15 protein-coding genes are annotated in these 17,583 nt (G+C 62.5%); 9 read left to right on the forward strand and 6 right to left on the reverse strand.

Annotated features, from left to right (window positions below):
- Positions 1-64 precede the first annotated feature (64 nt).
- A complete protein-coding gene (locus FJ490_RS04015; protein WP_140515572.1) occupies positions 65-967 on the reverse strand; it encodes a LysR substrate-binding domain-containing protein in 903 nt (300 codons plus the stop codon).
- A gap of 92 nt (positions 968-1,059) precedes the next feature.
- On the opposite strand from FJ490_RS04015, the gene FJ490_RS04020 reads away from it, so the two are divergent.
- The 5 genes from FJ490_RS04020 (at position 1,060) to FJ490_RS04040 (ending at position 7,626) form a co-directional block, all read left to right on the forward strand.
- A complete protein-coding gene (locus FJ490_RS04020) occupies positions 1,060-2,607 on the forward strand; it encodes a trimethylamine methyltransferase family protein (protein ID WP_140521684.1) in 1,548 nt (515 codons plus the stop codon).
- A 40-nt stretch (positions 2,608-2,647) separates the two neighbouring features.
- A complete protein-coding gene (locus tag FJ490_RS04025; RefSeq protein WP_140728241.1) occupies positions 2,648-4,297 on the forward strand; it encodes an ABC transporter substrate-binding protein in 1,650 nt (549 codons plus the stop codon).
- Between the two features lie 116 nt (positions 4,298-4,413).
- The gene (locus FJ490_RS04030; protein ID WP_140728242.1) at positions 4,414-6,396 is read left to right on the forward strand and encodes an FAD-dependent oxidoreductase; all 1,983 of its coding nucleotides are present in this window, start codon (positions 4,414-4,416) and stop codon (positions 6,394-6,396) included.
- A 140-nt stretch (positions 6,397-6,536) separates the two neighbouring features.
- Positions 6,537-7,016 carry a DUF3828 domain-containing protein gene (locus tag FJ490_RS04035; protein ID WP_140565146.1) on the forward strand — a complete coding sequence of 160 codons (480 nt, stop codon included), beginning with the start codon at positions 6,537-6,539 and terminating at the stop codon, positions 7,014-7,016.
- Positions 7,017-7,020: 4 nt separating this feature from the next.
- Positions 7,021-7,626: a hypothetical protein gene (locus FJ490_RS04040; RefSeq protein ID WP_140728243.1), complete on the forward strand. Its 606-nt coding sequence runs from the start codon at positions 7,021-7,023 to the stop codon at positions 7,624-7,626.
- A gap of 9 nt (positions 7,627-7,635) precedes the next feature.
- Here FJ490_RS04040 and queF read toward each other — a convergent pair whose 3' ends face one another.
- Positions 7,636-8,097, reverse strand: coding sequence for a preQ(1) synthase (gene queF / locus FJ490_RS04045; RefSeq protein WP_140515582.1), 462 nt, complete (start codon positions 8,095-8,097; stop codon positions 7,636-7,638).
- Positions 8,098-8,238: 141 nt separating this feature from the next.
- Here queF and FJ490_RS04050 point away from each other — a divergent pair, with 141 nt between their 5' ends.
- On the forward strand, positions 8,239-10,284 hold the full coding sequence (locus FJ490_RS04050) for an NADH:flavin oxidoreductase (RefSeq protein ID WP_140631477.1): 2,046 nt from the start codon (positions 8,239-8,241) through the stop codon (positions 10,282-10,284).
- 126 nt (positions 10,285-10,410) lie between these two features.
- Here the strand turns inward: FJ490_RS04050 and FJ490_RS04055 are convergent, their stop codons facing one another.
- Positions 10,411-10,818: a hypothetical protein gene (locus tag FJ490_RS04055; protein ID WP_140521694.1), complete on the reverse strand. Its 408-nt coding sequence runs from the start codon at positions 10,816-10,818 to the stop codon at positions 10,411-10,413.
- 146 nt (positions 10,819-10,964) lie between these two features.
- Between FJ490_RS04055 and FJ490_RS04060 the strand changes: the two genes are divergently transcribed.
- A complete protein-coding gene (locus FJ490_RS04060) occupies positions 10,965-11,363 on the forward strand; it encodes a MarR family winged helix-turn-helix transcriptional regulator (protein ID WP_224655784.1) in 399 nt (132 codons plus the stop codon).
- A gap of 67 nt (positions 11,364-11,430) precedes the next feature.
- Here the strand turns inward: FJ490_RS04060 and FJ490_RS04065 are convergent, their stop codons facing one another.
- Positions 11,431-12,165, reverse strand: coding sequence for a polysaccharide deacetylase family protein (locus FJ490_RS04065; RefSeq protein WP_140557067.1), 735 nt, complete (start codon positions 12,163-12,165; stop codon positions 11,431-11,433).
- Between the two features lie 72 nt (positions 12,166-12,237).
- Positions 12,238-14,310 carry an EAL domain-containing protein gene (locus FJ490_RS04070; RefSeq protein WP_140728244.1) on the reverse strand — a complete coding sequence of 691 codons (2,073 nt, stop codon included), beginning with the start codon at positions 14,308-14,310 and terminating at the stop codon, positions 12,238-12,240.
- Between the two features lie 307 nt (positions 14,311-14,617).
- Here FJ490_RS04070 and FJ490_RS04075 point away from each other — a divergent pair, with 307 nt between their 5' ends.
- Positions 14,618-15,805 (forward strand): glycine C-acetyltransferase, encoded by a 1,188-nt coding sequence (locus FJ490_RS04075; RefSeq protein WP_140728245.1) that lies wholly within the window; start codon positions 14,618-14,620, stop codon positions 15,803-15,805.
- Positions 15,806-15,857: 52 nt separating this feature from the next.
- Positions 15,858-16,892: an L-threonine 3-dehydrogenase gene (gene tdh / locus FJ490_RS04080; protein WP_140728246.1), complete on the forward strand. Its 1,035-nt coding sequence runs from the start codon at positions 15,858-15,860 to the stop codon at positions 16,890-16,892.
- A gap of 39 nt (positions 16,893-16,931) precedes the next feature.
- Here tdh and FJ490_RS04085 read toward each other — a convergent pair whose 3' ends face one another.
- The gene (locus FJ490_RS04085) at positions 16,932-17,579 is read right to left on the reverse strand and encodes a CDP-alcohol phosphatidyltransferase family protein (protein WP_181165122.1); all 648 of its coding nucleotides are present in this window, start codon (positions 17,577-17,579) and stop codon (positions 16,932-16,934) included.
- Positions 17,580-17,583 lie beyond the last annotated feature (4 nt).

Below are 17,583 nucleotides of genomic sequence, written 5' to 3' on the forward strand. Positions count from 1 at the left end.
GACAGTATAGGCGGATTCGTGCCGAGCGGGCGAGGGTGAAGTACGGTGAAAACAGTGAACGACCTCACGCTTGCGCTGCCAGCCAATCCCGTACCTTGCGGGCATTCTCGCTAAGCTCCCGGTTCCTCGGCCAGATGACATAGAACGCCTTGCCGGTCCTGAGCACATGGTCCGTCACCGGCACCAACAGTCCCGTCGCGAGCATCCGCTCGGCAAGGTGGCGCCAGCCGAGCGCGATGCCTTGCCCTTCCATGACGCCCTGGATTACCAGCCCGTAGTCGTTGATGCGCAGGCCGCGCGCGGTATCGCCGAGACGGGCGCCAGCCGATTCGAACCACTCATTCCAGCTCGCCGCCTCCCGATAGGGCTCCTCGAGATGGATGAGACGGTGCGTGGCCAGTTCCGCGACCGATTTGGGCAGGCCGAACTTCGCCGCGTAGCTGGTGCCGGCGACGGGAAAGATCTCTTCGTCGGCAAGCGGCAGCGAATGATAGTCCTGCCAGTCCCTCGGTTCGCCGCCGCGCACGGCAAGCGGGATCCCCTCTGCGATGATGTCGAGGTCGCGGTCGGCGGTCTGGATGCGCAGATCAATGCCCGGCAGTTCGTCGCGGAACTGCTGCAGCCGCGGCATCATCCAGAAGGAGCCGAACGCAGTCGAGGCGGCAAGCGTCACGTGGCCTCCGGTCGCCTGCAGGCGCAGATCCTCCGCCGACTTTCGGATGTGGGACAGGCCCAGCGAAACGTCGGCGTGGAAACGCTCGCCGGCCTCCGTCAGGCTGACCTGCCGGTGACGGCGCTGGAACAGCTTGGCGCCGAGCTGTTCCTCCAGCCCGCGCACCGCGTAGGAAACGGCGGCCTGGGTCATGCCGAGCTCGCGCCCGGCGGCGGTGAAGCTCGACAGGCGGCCCGCCGCCTCGAAGACGATCAGGCTGCCGGCCGAGGGAAGGAGGTGGCGCAGGTTTCGCATAAGCAGAGCTTATACAAGAGATCAGGATTTTCCAGCGTCACATTCCTGTTTTGTGCGTCTAGGCTGCGAGGTATAAGAGGAATGGAGTTGCCATGAACGCACCGGCCGCTGTGACCGAACACGCCAATCGTCGAGCCGGCGGCCGCCTGGGGCGCAAGGCGCTGCGGGGAGCTCCGGTAACGTCGTTTCCGACACTGGTCCGCCAAATCCCCGTCTATCAGATGGTGCCGGACGAGGCAGTGGAACTCATACACCAGGAATCGCTCGCCATCCTGGAGGACGTCGGATGCGAGTTCCGCGACCATGAGGCCATCGAAATGTGGAAGGCCGCCGGCGCGGACGTCTCCGAGACGAGAGTGCGGATCGACCGCGCCTTGCTAATGGAGCTCGTCTCGAAGGTGCCGTCGGAGTTCACGCTCAACGCGCGCAACCCCGAGCGCACGGTGCGCGTGGGCGGGAAGAATTCCATCTTCGTGCCGATGTATGGCGCGCCTTATGTGCGTGACCTCGACAATGTCAGGCGCTACGGCACGCTCGCCGACCTCAACAATTTCCACAAGCTCGCCTACATGGCGCCGGCCCTGCATTCCTCGAGCTCGATCATCTGCGAGCCGATGGAAATAGCGGTGCCCAAGCGTCACCTCCACATCATCCATTCGGCGCTGAAGCATTCCGACAAGCCGTTCATGGGCATCGTGACTTCCAAGGATCGGGCGGAAGACACGATGGCGATGGCGGGCATCGTGTTCGGTGAGGATTACGTGCGCGACAACCCTGTGCTGGTGTCGATCACCAACTGCAATTCACCGCTGGTATGGGATGCCACCATGCTGGATGCGATGAAGGTCTATGCCCGTCACAATCAGCCGCTGATCCTGGCGCCCTTCGCGCTGTGCGGCGCCTCGACCTCGGCCTCGGCCGTGGGCGCGGTGGCGCAGGTCAATGCCGAGGCGCTTGCCGGTGTAGCGTTCACCCAGCTCCTGCGTCCGGGCTCGCCTCAAATCTACGGCCAGTTCATGGTCACGGTCGACATGAAGACCGGCGCTCCGATGGGCGGCACGCCGGAGGCCGCGCAGATGATGTACCTGATGGGCGCGCTGGCACGGAAATACGGCCTGCCGTGGCGCACGTCCGGCTTCCATGTCGGCTCGAAGCTGAACGATGCCCAGGCCGGCTACGAGGCGAACATGCTTATGCATGCCGCCATCCTTGCCGGCGCCAACTACATCTGGCACTCGGCCGGATGGCTCGAGGCGGGTCTCACCTGCGGCTATTCGAAATTCGCGACCGACTGCGAACAGCTCGTCGGCTGGTACAAATATGCCGGCGGGCTGCCGTTCGACGATTTCAAGGAAGCGATGGCCGCCATCCGCGAGGTGGGGCCGCAGGGCCATTTCCTCGGCACACAGCACACGCTCGAGCATTTCGAGCGAGCCTTCTTCATGCCCAGCATCATGGATTTCAACTCCTACGAACAGTGGAAGGCCGAAGGGGCGAAGGACCATGACACGCGCGGCCGCGAGAAAGCGCGCAACATGCTGGCCGATTATGAGGAGCCGAAGCTCGATGAGGGCATCGCAGACGGTCTCAGGGATTTTATCGCGCTGCGCGAGGAGAAACTGCCGGACAGCGTTAGCTGACAGGACGAAGATCTGACGGGAACCACAAGGGAGGAAAAAAATGACGCTTTTCAAAAGCAATGGTGATCGTGTTCCAAGCGCCATAGAGGCGATGGCAAAGGAGGCGCGTGCGGGTCGGATCGACCGACGCGAATTCCTGGCGCTGGCAAGCGCCTTCGGGGCATCGACGGCTCTGGCCTATGGCATGATCGGTCTTGCCGCGCCGACGAACGCCTTGGCCGAGGAGCCGAAGAAGGGCGGAACGCTGCATGTCTCGATGTCGGTGAAGGCGCAGAAGGATCCGCGCACCTATGACTGGGTTGAGCTTGCCAACATCTCGCGCACCTGGCTGGAGCCGCTTGTGCGCTATACCAGGCAGTTCACCTTCGAGCCGGTGCTGCTCGAAAGCTGGGACATCAACGACGACGCCACCGAATATACGCTGCACGTGCGCAAGGGCATCACCTGGAACAATGGCGATACCTTCAACGCCGATGATGTGGTGCACAATGTGACGCGCTGGTGCGAGAAGGGCGTCGCCGGCAACTCCATGGCCGCGCGTGTCGGCGCGCTGATCGACGCCAAGACCGGCAAGGCGAGGGACGGCGCGATCACCAAGGTCGACGACAACACGGTCAAGCTGAAGCTCTCCGAGCCCGACATTTCGCTGATCCCGAACTTCACCGACTATCCGGCGCTCGTCGTCCACCGCAATTTCGATGCCGATGGCGCCGATCCGATCAAGAAGCCGATCGGCACCGGACCCTTCGAGCTGGTCTCTTACGATGTCGGCCAGAAAGCCGTCGTCAAGCGCCGCGAGAACGGCAAATGGTGGGGCGGCGAAGCTCCGCTCGACGGCGTCGAATTCATCGACTACGGCACCGATTTCAACGCCACGGTGAATGCCTTCGATTCCGGCGAAATCGACCTCAATTTCGAGTCGCCTGCCGATTTTATCGACATCCTCGACAAGATGGGGCTGGAGAAATCGGAGGTGGCGACCGCGACCACCCTGGTTGCGCGCACCAACGTCACGCACAAACCCTACGATGACAAGCGTGTTCGCAACGCGCTCCAGATGGCGGTCGACAACAACGCGGTGCTGCAGCTCGGCTACAGCGGTCGCGGCACGGTCGGCGAAAACCACCATGTCAGCCCCATCCATCCGGAATATTATCCGCTGCCCAAGAAGGAGCGTGATGCCGCCGGCGCCAAGAAGCTGATGGCGGAGGCGGGTCAGGCCGACTTCGAGCATGAGCTGATCACCATCGAGGACGATTGGCAGAAGAACACCGGCGATGCCATCGCGGGCCAGCTGCGCGAGGCCGGAATCAAGGTGAAACGGACGGTGCTGCCGGGCTCGACGTTCTGGAACGACTGGACGAAATATCCCTATTCGATGACGATCTGGTACATGCGCCCACTCGGCGTCCAGGTGCTGGCGCTCGGCTATCGCACCGGCGAGGCCTGGAATGAATCGGCGTATTCGAATCCCGATTTCGACGCCAAGCTCAAGCAGGCGCTATCGCTGATCGACGTCGCCAAGCGCAAGGAGGTGATGAAGGATGTCGAGCAGATCCTGCAGGATTCCGGCGTCATCATCCAGCCGTTCTGGCAGAAGCTCTACAGTCATACGAGCAAGAAGGTGAAGAACTACGGCGTCCACCAGACTTTTGAAATGGACCTCCAGAACGTCTGGCTGGACGCCTAGCTGCAATGGTTGGCGAATGCCGGCACCCCTTTCAGGTGCCGGCTGTCCGGCAAATCGATTATGGCTGCGGGCGCTGGCGCTCGGGTGCTGCCGCTAGGGCTTTTGAGGAGCGGTACATGTCTGGGCAGGTCTTCAACCGGTTGTTCACGCCGATTGCTCTGCGCGGCAAGACCTTACGCAACAGGATCGTGTTCGGAGCCCATACCGCGAACATGGCGGTAGAGGGACTGCCGACAGAACGGCATGTCGGCTATTATGCCGAACGCGCTATCGGCGGCGCGGGCATGATCGTCGTCGAGCCGATGCCGGTGCACCGGGCCGCGGTTCTTACCCGCGGCAACTTCCGTCCTTCCGACGACAGCGTGATCCCCCATTTCCGCAAAGTGACGGAAGCGATCCGCGGCAATGGCGCCGTCGCCATCCAGCAGCTCTATCATGTCGGTCAGCACGCGGACGCGGACAACTCGTTCCATGCCGGCTGGTCCCCTTCCGGACTGCCGAGTTATCACGACTCTGACGGTTCGCATCGAATGTCCGAAGCCGAGATCGAAGAAACGATCGACGGTTTCGTGCAGGCGGCGCGCCGTTGCCGCGAGGCCGGTTTCGACGGCGTCGAGGTCTGGGCGGCGTATCATTCGATACTGGACCAGTTCTGGACGCCCTGGTCGAATCGCCGCGACGACCGGTGGGGCGGCAGCCTTCAAAATCGCACCCGGATGAGCCGTGAGGTGATGAGCAGAATTCGCCGGGAATGCGGCGATGATTTCATCATCGGCCTTGCGGTCAACGACGAACCGGAAGTGGAGGTGGCGCTGAAGCGCGAAGCATTGGCCGAGATAATCGACCTCCACGACCGCGATTCTTTGATGGATTATGTGACTTGTGGAACGGGCTCCTACTTCGATTTCTACAAAATCATCCCGACCTTTGTTTATCCGGAAAAGCTCGGCGCCGACCTGGCGTCCGTGCTCAAATCCACCGTGCGCCACGCGTTGGTCACCGCCGAGAGTCACATCCGTACGCCGCAGAATGCCGAAAGTGTGCTGAGCGAAGGCCACGCTGATCTGGTTTCCATCGTGCGGGGGCAGATCGCCGATCCGCACCTGGCCGCAAAGGCCGCCGCCGGACGGCCGGAAGACATTCGCGGGTGCCTGTCCTGCAACCAGATGTGTTGGGGCCGACGCAGCCGCGACTACTGGATCAGCTGCGTCATCAATCCCTCGGCGGGGCGGGAATGGGAATGGGGCGGAGATCGCTTCGCCCCGGCTAGCCAACCCAAGCGCGTACTGGTCGTCGGCGGCGGTCCCGCCGGCCTCGAAGCGGCGCGTGTAGCAGCCGAACGCGGTCACCGTGTCACGCTGGCCGAGGCTTCCGACCGTCTTGGGGGGCAGTTCCGCCTTGCGGGGCTGCAACCGCGCCGCGCCCAGATTCTGGATCTGATCGACTGGTACCAGCGCCAGCTCAGCCAGCTTCAGGTCGACGTCCGGTACGGACAATATGTCGAGGCGGAGGATGTCGAGCGCGAAGGCGCGGACCACGTCATCATCGCAACCGGCTCGATGCCGTCAGACGGCGCTTTCCAACGGGCATTGCCGCAGTGGGAAAGCATCCCGGGCGGCGGGCTGGTTCTCTCGGCCGAAGCCGTGATGGCCCGTGAGGCGAGACCAGGCAAAAATGTTATCTTGCTCGACGATGGCGGCAATTGGAAAGGGTGCGGCACCGCCTGGAAACTCGCCGAGGACGGTCACAATGTGACGCTTGTGACACCTGACGCCCTGGTTGGCAAAGAGCTTCAGCGAATGGCCGTCGACGCGCCGCTGCGCCGCGCACTCGTCAGGCTGCGGGTGCGGTTTCTGACCGAGAGCGCCATCGTTCATTGGGACGGCAAGGCGGCCAGGGTCGCTTCCCTGCTCGACGGAACCGAGCAGGACGTCGAAGCCGATGCGCTGGTCTTCGCCACGACGAGTATGGCAGCCGACATGCTTTCCATCGAACTCGACAGGCGCAAAATTGCCCACACGTCGATTGGTGATTGCACCGCCTCAAGGCAGGCGGCTTTTGCCATCCATGATGGCCGCAAGGTGGCGCTTGGTCTCTGATCGCAGTCTTGGCACGCACGACTGTCGGATGACCTGCATCGGCCGCGACGCGGCCGCGGGCTTCATGAGCCGCAAAAAAGCCGATATGCAGGATGCGTGCTACTGGATTGCGCCAAGCCATCAAAAGCCGGAGATTCTGCATGAGACTGACAGTGCTCCTTGCCGCCCTTGCGACGGCCTTTCCCGCTGTCGCCCTGGCCGGTCCGGCGTCGGACGCCGTGAAGTTCTTCTATGTTCCGGATGTCAAGTTCGAGGCCGACGCAAAATACCGGGATCGCTTCACCGAGCCGGTGACGAGACTGTTCGACCTCAACGATCAGGCAACGAGGAAGAATCCGGACCAGGTCGCCTGCATCGATTTCGATCCGGGCCTCGATGCGCAGGATTTCGACCAGAAGACCGTCTCCAAGACCCTGAAAGTATCCGAGATGGTGGATGGCGATACTGCCCAGGTGGTGGCGAGCTTCAGTCTCTTTCCGGAAGGAGACGATGCACAACGCGAAATGCATTGGTCGCTGAAGAAGATCGACGGCAAGTGGAGGATATCGGACATCGCATCGAAGACCAGTGATTGGACGCTGAGCCAGCTCGAATGCCTGGCGGGCCAAGATCCGGAGTAATCCGATGGCCCGCCGCCGGTTCCTGGCACTGTCGGCCGTGTGCATTATGGCGGCGGACTTGAGTGGCGGCGCCGCGCAGGGGCTACTCGGCACGCCGCCGGCGAATGCTCCGGCTGCCCCCGCGCCCGATGACCACGGGTCGCCGCCAGCGCCTGCACCTCGCGGAGCCGCCGAGCCGGCAACGCCACCGGCTGCCTCGCCAAGCGTACCTGCCGCCCCAATTCAGCCGGGCTCGCCGACAGCGGTGGTGCGGCCATTCTACGACCAGGTCGGCTTGGAGGTCGATCCGTCGCAGCGCCGCCATTTCGTCGATCCGGCGAAAACGGTGCTCGACAAGAGCGATGCGCTGCGCAAATCCGGGCAGGGCGAGTGCCTCGACCCCAACATGGCGCTCGACAATGCCGACTATGATAAGGCCGAGATCGACAAGAGCCTGAAGACGCTCGAGGCGATCAATGGTGACCAGGCCAAGGTCATCGTCGCCTTCGTCGTCGCCGGCAACCCGCACCGCCTTGAGTGGAAGTTCAAAAGGGTCGACGGCGAATGGAAGATATCGGACCTGCTATCGGTGACCGGTGAATGGGCGCTCAGCCAGTACCAATGCGAATGATGGTTCGAGCTAGCCTCGCCCGCGATAGGGCGCCACTCCGGTCTCGGGCAGCCAGGCGCCTTCCGGCGGCGCGCCCGTCTGCCAGAACACGTCGATCGGAATGCCGCCGCGTGGATACCAATAGCCGCCGATGCGCAACCATAGCGGGCTCGTTGCCGCCACGATGCGGCGGCCGATCATGACGGTGCAATCCTCATGGAAAGCACCATGATTGCGGAACGAGGTCATGAACAGCTTGAGCGACTTCGATTCCACCAGAGCCGCGTCGGGTGCGTAGTCGATGACGATATGGGCGAAATCAGGCTGGCCGGTGACCGGGCACAGCGAGGTGAATTCCGGGCAGGTGAAGCGCACGATGGCCGGCGGGCCGTCGCCGCGCGAAAACGGCACGGTTTCCAGGACCGCCGCTTCCGGGCTCTGTGGCGTCTCGACATGCGCGCCGAGCTGGGTGAGGGTTTTGGTATCGATCATGGACGGCTCCTTGCCTGCCTGTCGCCGGAAGCACGCTTCCATGGCGGTCGGCGCGAACGAAGATTGGAATAAACGCCGCAATCCATTCAGGGGCGGCGCATCTGGCCGCTCAATAACACAATTTGAAACCGCAGGAAGACGATGACCAGCAACGATCCGCTTCTCCAGCCCTATCAGCTCAAGCATCTGACGTTGAAGAACCGGGTGATGTCGACCAGCCACGAGCCTGCCTATTCGGAAGACGGCATGCCCAAGGCGCGGTACCGGCTCTACCACACGGAGAAGGCCAAGGGCGGCATGGCGCTGACAATGACCGCCGGCTCGGCCATCGTTTCACGCGACAGCCCGGCCGCCTTCGGCAATTTGCATCTCTATGATGACGGGATCGTGCCATGGCTCGCGGAACTGACCGACGCCTGCCACGAGCATGACTGCAAGGTGATGATCCAGATCACTCATCTCGGCCGTCGAACCGGCTGGAACAAAGCCGACTGGCTGCCCGTGCTGTCGGCTTCGCCGGTGCGGGAGCCGGCACATCGCGCCTTTCCCAAGACCATCGAGGATTGGGATATAGAGCGCATCGTTTCCGACTATGCTTCCGCCGCCCAGCGCTGCCAGGCCGCCGGTCTCGACGGCATCGAATTCGAGGCTTACGGCCATCTGATGGACGGCTTCTGGTCTCCGTCCACCAACCATCGCGACGACGAGTTCGGCGGCTCGCTCGACAACCGGCTGCGGTTCACCGACATGGTTCTCGACGCCGTGCGGGCGGCCGTCGGCGAAAAATTCGTCGTCGGCATACGCATGGTCGCCGACGAGGATTTTTCGCAAGGCCTGTCGAAAGAGGAGGGCGTCGAGATCGCCAGGCGGCTGGCCTCATCAGGCAAGGTCGATTTCCTCAACATCATCCGCGGCTCGATCGAGACCGACGCGGCACTGACGAAGGTCATTCCGGTGACCGGCATGCGCTCATCGCCGCATCTCGACTTCGCCGGCGAGGTGAGGGCGGCGACGAAATTCCCGACCTTCCACGCGGCGCGAATTTCCGACGTCGCAACCGCGCGCCACGCCATCGCCGCCGGCAAGCTCGACATGGTCGGCATGACCCGCGCCCACATCGCCGATCCGCACATCGTCCGCAAAGTGATGGAAGGGCGCGAGCACGAAATCCGCCCGTGTGTCGGAGCCACCTACTGCCTCGACCGCATCTACGAAGGCGGCGAGGCGCTCTGCGTCCACAATGCGGCGACCGGCCGCGAGGCGGACATTCCGCATATCATCACCAAGGCCGAGGGACCAAAGCGAAAAGTCGTCGTCATCGGCGCTGGTGCAGGCGGACTGGAAATAGCGCGCGTGGCCGCGGAGCGCGGCCATCAGGTGACGGTGCTGGAGGCATCGGGCCAGGCCGGCGGGCAGGTCAGGCTGGCGACGCAGAACCCGCGCCGCAAGGAATTGATCGGCATCGTCGACTGGCGGCTGGCCGAACTCGACCGGCTCGGCGTCGAGATCCGCTACGACAGTTGGGCCGAGAAGGACGACGTTCTGGCGTTGTCGCCCGATGTCGTGGTGATCGCCACCGGCGGACTGCCGCAGAATCCGCCGCTGACGGCGGGCGACACTCTTGTCACATCGAGCTGGGACATCATGGCTGGCAGCGTCAAGCCGGCTGAAAACGTGCTGCTCTATGACGACAATGGCGGCCATCAGGGAATGGGCGCTGCGGAACTCGTCGCGGCCGCCGGTTCGAAGCTGGAACTGGTTTCGCCGGAGCGATTCTTCGCGCCGGAAATGGGCGGCATGAACCACGTACCCTACATGCGCGCCTTCCAGGAGAAGGGGGTCACCATCACTATCAACACAAGGCTGCGCTCGGTGCGCCGCGAGGGCAATCAACTGGTTGCCGAGCTTGCCTCCGATTTCGCCGACGGCTGGCGCGGCGAGCGGCGGGTCGACCAGGTGGTGGTCGAGCATGGCACGGCGCCGCTAGACGACCTTTATCTCTCGCTGAAGCCATTGGCGACGAACGGCGGCGCCATAGACTATGAGCGGCTGGTGAGTGGCGGCGACATTTTTCCCGAGCGCAATCCGCAAGGATCTTTCGTGCTGTTCCGCATCGGCGATGCCGTCGCCTCGCGCAACATCCACGCCGCCATCTATGACGGCATCCGGTTCGGGCTAAGGATTTGAAAGGCTGCTGTCGCTAACAATTTCGAGGAGGCGCAACGGAACCTCCGCAAGGAGAGCCATCTGCTGCCTTGGTTCGTTGCGCGCCGCGTACGCCGCCTGCTTGCGCCGGCACCGTACGATTCGTGATCAGAACATTCTGGCGGTGGCCATGCAGAGCACGGTGAGAACCAGCAGCCAGGCGGCGATTCGCTCGCCTTGGGCCATCTTCGCGCGCAGGGCAGGTTCGGTGGCCGCGTCGGCGCCAGCAAGCTGCGTGCTGGTGCGGCGGACCATGGTGCTGAGCACTCCAGCCGCGGCGAAAGCGGCAACGATGCCGAGGGCCAGCACCATTTCCATCGAGCCGAAATAGGCACCATGGAAAAAATACCAGAGCAGCGCACCGGTGAGAAACACCATGCCGGCCGCTCCCATTTGCGGTCCAATGAAGCGTTCAGCCCGGATCTCGGGGTCGCGCGCCAGCGTGATGGTGGTGCCGGCCCAGAACACCCCCGCCATGACGTGAAGACCGATGGTGATGATGTAGACATATTGCATACCAGCTCTCCTCTCTTGCCCGCCGTCGCCTAAATAGTTAGATATCTAACTGTTAGATGTCAATGTATAAATGAGTGCCAGTTCCATCCGTGGAAAACACCGTCTAGTGTCTTGCCATGACGCCCTTTGAACGCCCGCCGGTCGGCATGAATCTCGGCCGCACCGCCAAGCTTGTTGCACAGGCCTTCGACACCGCGTTGGTTGAAGCGGGCGGCACGTTGCCCGTCTGGCTTACTCTGCTGTCGGTCAAATCGAGCGAGCTAGCCAACCAGCGCGAGCTCGCCGGAATGATCGGCATACAGGGAGCGACGCTCACCCATCATCTAAACGCGATGGAGGCGCAAGGATTGCTGACGCGCCGCCGCGATCCCGTCAACCGCCGGGTCCATCTGGTCGAATTGACAGAGGCCGGAGAAGCGATGTTCGAGACACTGCGCAAGGCGGCGCTTGCCTTCGACAAGCGGCTGCGCGTGGGCCTGTCAGACGACAGGCTGGCGGAGTTTGCGCAAGTGCTGGCGACCTTGCGGGCCAACGTGGAAAGCTGACGATGTCCAAGGCGCGCCGCGTGAATCTCTTCGACACTACGCGCTGTAGGAAAGCCGGATCACCGCCTCAGTCGTCATAACTCTGGATTGTCCCAAAGGCATAGCCGCGCTGCTTCAGCGCGGTAATCAGCATGGCCAGTTTCGTCTTGCCGTCGAAGCCGTCCTGGAACATCTCGTCATGCATGAGCAGGATCATCTTTCCGTGCTTGACGAAGCGGCCATAGCCGAACAGGTGATCGATCTCGCTGACCAGGTGGTCGACGCTCTGCACCGGCTTGCCTGTGTCGTCATGCACCCACTCATGGTCCCAGCCATAGAGATAGAAGCCGGAAGCGGCGACGAATTCGTAGTCCGGCTCCTCCCGGCCTTCCTGCGCAAGGCCGAGCGAGGTGTCGTTCTTCGACATTGAGGGCAGTCTGAACACGTCGCGCCCAGGCAGCCTCGCATGAACCGCCGGAGCGAGCCCGAGCACGGCGTTGGCCCGCAGCATGTCTGCCACCACGCCTTCCGTATCGGCATAGAAATGTTGGTAGCGGTTGTTGGCGTGGCTGTAGCTGTGATTTCCGACCGTCACCAGCGGCAGAGCTTTTGCGCGTCTGACTAATGCCTTGTTGCCCGCGCTCGCCTGCGCATGCATGCCGACCATGAACAACGTCGCCGGCACCTGCTGCGCTTCCAGCACGTCGAGGATGTTGCTGGTGCCGTTCAGCGGTCCGTCATCGAAAGTCAGATAGATGGTGCGATCCACTGCATAAGCGGGAAATGCGGCGAGCATGGTCAGCAAAGCAAGCAGAAGCGGCATCGGGACTACCCGTTTGCGATCGTCACAGGGCGCCATCTCGGTGATGAGTTGTCAAGCGCGGGTGAGGGCTGCCTACGCCAGGCTTCCCTGCAGCACCGTTAGCCTGGCCTTCTTCGGCATGCGGGCGCTCAGCCAGTCACGGGCTTTGTCCTGCGGCATCGGGAAGGCGATGGAGTAGCCCTGCACCTGGTCGCATCCGATGGCCATCAGTGAATCGAGTTCGGCTTCGGTCTCGGCGCCCTCCGCGACGATCGAGATACCAAGGCCGCGCGCGAGCTCGGTGATGGCGCGCACGATCTTGGAGTTGTCACCGTTCTCATGGATGTTCTGGACGAAGCGGCGATCGATCTTCAGCCGGTCGATCTCGTTGGGATTGACGTGGCTGAGCGACGCGTAGCCAGTGCCGAAATCGTCGAGCTCAAGATGGACGCCGGCGGCCCTGATATGGCGTAGCTTTGCCGCGATGCCTGTCTTCTCGTCATCGAGAATGACGGATTCGACGATTTCCAGCGACAGTTTCTGCGGCGGCAGGCCGGCCTTCTCAAGCGTCTCGAACAGGAAAGCATCGAAGTCGTGCTCGCGCAATTCGGTTCCGGATACGTTGACCGCAAGTCGTCCGAAAGCAATGCCGTCGCGGTTCCATTCGGCGGCTTCGTTGATCGCCTTTTTGATGACGATGCGGCCGATATCAGGCATGAAACCGCATTTCTCGGCGACGGGAATGAATTCGCCAGGCGAGATCATGCCGCGCTCGGCATGGTTCCAGCGCACCAGCGCCTCGATGCCACTGATCGTGCCGTCGCTCAGTGAAACCTGCGGCTGGAAATAGACCTGGAATGCCTGCTGTGAAATGGCAACCTTGATGTCGTGCTCGAGTTGCTTGCGATAATCGAGTTCGCGACGCAATTCCTCGGAGAAGAACGAGAAATTGCCGCCGCCCATCTTCTTGGCGGAGTAAAGCGCCAGATCGGCGTGAACCAGCAGGTCCTGGGCGTTGTCGGCGTCGATCGGATAGACGGCGATGCCGCCGCTGGCGCCCGGTAGAATGGTCGTGCCCTGGAAGACGATCGGCTCGTTGATGTGCGCAAGAATGCGCCGTGCCAGCATGTTGATGTCTTCGCTGCCGCCGGCGCCGTTGAGGATCATCACGAACTCGTCGCCACCGAGGCGCACGCACAGATCCGACGCCCGACAGGAATCGCGCATGCGCTGGGCCGTGATGACCAGCACATAGTCGCCGGCGGCGTGGCCGAGCGTGTCGTTGATCTGCTTGAACCGGTCGAGATCAAGCTGCACCACCGCAAGACGTTCGCGCCGACGATGCGCGCTCTTGATCAGCGTGTCGAAATGGTCGGTCAGGAATGTGCGGTTGTGCAGACCTGTCAGCCCGTCATGAACGGCGATGAAGGCCATCGAATTGCGCGCATCGACGAGTTCGCGCGTCTTGCGCAGGATCGCGTTTGACATGGGCCGGAAGATGAACAGCGCCACCAGAACGATGACGCCGATCGTGGCGTAAAACAGCGTGCGGTGCAGATCGAGCATCTTTTCGGATCGTTCGTCGGCGAAAGCGCTGATGCGCTGGCCCAGCGCCGAATAGCCCGACAATGTTGCGTTGGCGACCGAGGCGTCGAGGGTGACGCGTTCGTAACCGCCCTTGTAGCCGCCATTGTCGCCGAGTGCGAGTTGGGACGAGAAGGCCGACACCAGGCGTTCGCCATTGGCGACCAGCCCGACGGAAAAATAGTCGAGATGGAAAGGCTTGCCGAAAAGGACATTCTCGATCGTCTTCGGATCGAGCCTGGCCGGCGACTTTGGATCGGCGGCCGTCTGCTTGAGCAGCAGGTCATAGTTGGTTTCGAACTCCGCCGTCGCCTGCTTGAGCGCGTTGACGAGCGCCGGCTGCTTGTCGCGCGAAGCAGCACCGGTCGCACCGGCGAGGAAGACGATGCGCTGCGACAGCGTCTTTTGCGTGCTGACGATATCGAGCAGCGTATGGTTGTGCCGTTGGGTGGCCATCACCTGCTGCAGCAGGATGAAGGAAGCCACCACCATGGCGGCGATGATCAGCAGCGCCAGCCAATAACCAGCCTTGATCAGCAGTATGAGCTTGCCTGAAACGGTTTGCACCGGCTGCTGCGACATCTTGGGGGGCGGCCCTCTCGCCAACGGATTCCTGTATGAGCATCATTGAACTGCAAACATTAACAGGACTGGAAATCGACAGCTGGCCGACAAGGGGAAAGGCTTAAAGGTCGCGAAATGGTTATCGGCCTCTTTCGCGGCCGGTCCGCATTTGAACATTCGCCGGCCCCATGTGATCCGGATCGTCCCTCGAGCCATGCCTGCGGCATCCGTTCGACATTACCCAGCCACCTGATCCGGTCGCTTTTGCGGTGGATTTTTTGTGCGTGCGGGACGACAGTCGGCCCACGTCAAACGAGGCACGATCATGACCGCAGCATTTCTCTCCCATATCGACGGCGAACTTGAGGGGCTCAGATCGGCCGGACTGTACAAGTCCGAGCGGGTAATTTCCTCCACGCAGTCGGCTGAGATCGAGGTCGGCGGCGAGAAGGTGCTGAATTTCTGCGCCAACAACTATCTCGGCCTCGCCGACAACCCCGACCTGCGCGAGGCGGCAAAGCACGCGCTCGACCGCTACGGCTACGGCATGGCTTCGGTGCGTTTCATCTGCGGCACGCAGGAGGAGCACAAGCAGTTGGAAGCGACGATATCGTCCTTCCTCGGGATGGACGACACTATCCTCTACGGCTCCTGCTTCGATGCCAATGGTGGACTGTTCGAGACGCTTCTGGGCGAGGAGGACGCCATCATCTCCGATGCGCTGAACCACGCCTCCATCATCGACGGGGTCAGGCTGTCCAAGACCAAGCGCTTCCGCTACGCCAACAACGATATGGCGGATCTCGAGGCGCGGCTGAAGGAGGCGAAGGATTGCCGGTTCCGGCTGATCGCCACCGACGGCGTGTTCTCGATGGATGGCATCATCGCCAATCTCGCGGGTGTGTGCGATCTGGCCGAAAAATACGATGCCATGGTCATGGTCGACGACAGTCACGCGGTCGGCTTCGTCGGCAGGAACGGCCGCGGCTCGGCTGAGCATTGCGGCGTCGAGGGCAGGGTCGACATCATCACCGGTACGCTCGGCAAGGCGCTGGGCGGCGCTTCCGGCGGCTACACGTCCGGCAAGAAACAGGTGGTCGACTGGCTGCGCCAGCGCTCGCGGCCCTATCTGTTTTCCAACACGCTGATGCCGGCGATCGCCGGCGCCTCGATCAGAGTGTTCGACATGATCCGCAATGGCGATGCCCTGCGCGAGCGCCTATATGCCAATGCGGAACGGTTTCGGACACAGATGGGGAAGCTCGGCTTCACGCTGGCAGGCGCCGGCCATCCGATCATCCCGGTCATGCTGGGCGATGCGAGCTTGGCGCAGGAGATGGCGGCGCGCATGCTGCAACGCGGCATCTATGTCATCGGCTTCTCCTTCCCGGTGGTGCCCAAGGGCCAGGCGCGCATCCGCACGCAGATGTCTGCTGCGCATTCCAGCGCCGACATTGATCGGGCGGTCGAGGCTTTCGGTGCGGTTGGCAAGGAACTAGGTGTGATTTCCTGAGCGACCGGCGCCGCAAACCGCTTCCGGATCAAGAGATTCAAGGGACAAAAGAATGTCGAACATGATGAAGGCGCTGGTGAAGGCCAAGGCCGAGCCGGGCATCTGGATGGAAGAGGTGCCGGTGCCGGAAATCGGCCCCAACGACGTCCTGATCAAGGTGAAGAAGACTGCGATCTGCGGCACCGACGTCCACATCTACAATTGGGACCAGTGGGCGCAGAAGACGGTGCCCGTGCCGATGGTGACCGGCCATGAATTCGTCGGCACCGTCGCGGATTTCGGCGCCGCGGTCACCGAATACAAGGTCGGCCAACGCGTGTCGGGCGAAGGCCACATCGTCTGCGGACATTGCCGCAACTGCCGCGCGGGCAGGGGGCATCTGTGCCGCAACACGCTCGGCGTCGGCGTCAATCGCCCGGGCGCCTTCGGCGAGTACCTGGCGATCCCACAGCACAATGTCGTGCCGATCCCGGACGATGTGCCGGACGAGATCGCCGCGATCTTCGATCCCCTGGGCAATGCGGTTCACACCGCATTGTCATTTGATCTGGTCGGCGAGGACGTGCTGGTCACCGGCGCCGGACCGATCGGCATCATGGGCGCGCTGGTGGCGCAATGCGTCGGCGCCAGGAAGGTCGTTATCACGGATATCAATCCGGTTCGGCTGGATCTTGCGCGCAAGCTTGGCGTCCAGCACGTCGTCGACGCCTCCAAGGAAAAACTGAGCGACGTGATGCCGGCGCTCGGCATGACGGAGGGTTTTGATGTCGGCCTGGAAATGTCGGGGGCAGCCCCCGCCTTCCGCGACATGATCGACACCATGAACAATGGCGGCAAGATCGCCATCCTCGGCATTGCGCCGACCGGGTTCGAGATCGACTGGAACAAGGTCATCTTCAAGATGCTGCATCTCAAGGGCATCTATGGCCGCGAGATGTTCGAGACCTGGTACAAGATGATCGCGCTGGTCCAGGGCCCGCTCGACGTCTCAGGCCTGATCACGCACCGCATCGACATCGATGATTTCCAGGTTGGATTCGACGCGATGCGCAGCGGCAGTTCGGGCAAGGTGGTGATGGACTGGTGATCGATGCGCCGGGAGTCTCAGGCTTCGAGGCTGGCGATGCTAGGGTCGCCTGGTTTTCAGCCATCGCACCTGTCGCCATGCGCGCCGCAACGCAGTTGCGGCGGCGCCGATGGCAATGGCGGCGAGCGCAAGCGTCAAGACTTCGTTGTGGCCATTCCAAAGGAATTCTCCGGTAGATAGCAGTGCCGCGACGGTTGCGACTGCCATGCGATGTGGCTTGGCCATCGGTCCGGTGAAATCGCTCGGCGTCTCGTTGGCCCGCCCCAATTCCCGCACATAGGCGGTGAGAACCGAAAAACAGGCCGCTGCCCAGCCAAGGCCAGGCATGCCGATGCCGTAACCTATGCCGGCCATGATGGCGATATCGGCGAGCCTGTCCGGGAACTCGTTCCAGAACGGCCCGTCGGCCGACGCCTTGCCGCCCTCGACGGCGACCATGCCATCGAACAGATTGCACAGCAGCCGCAGTTGGCAAAACAGCGCCGCGCCCAGCAACAGCAGCGAACGAGAAGTGCCGCCGCTCTGCCCGCCAAGCCAGAAAGCCGTGCCTGCCAGCGCGCCGGCGAGGATACTGGCCTGCGAAATCTGGTTGGGGGTCACGGAGAGTGCGGCGAGACGTCTGGCCGTCGCTTGTGCCCAGCGCGTGTCGCGGCTTGCAAGTGGTCTGCGATCGCCCGTGTTCATCACTGCC

Origin of the sequence: Mesorhizobium sp. B2-5-11 (genome assembly GCF_006440835.1) — a bacterium.
Taxonomy (GTDB): Bacteria; Pseudomonadota; Alphaproteobacteria; order Rhizobiales; family Rhizobiaceae; genus Mesorhizobium.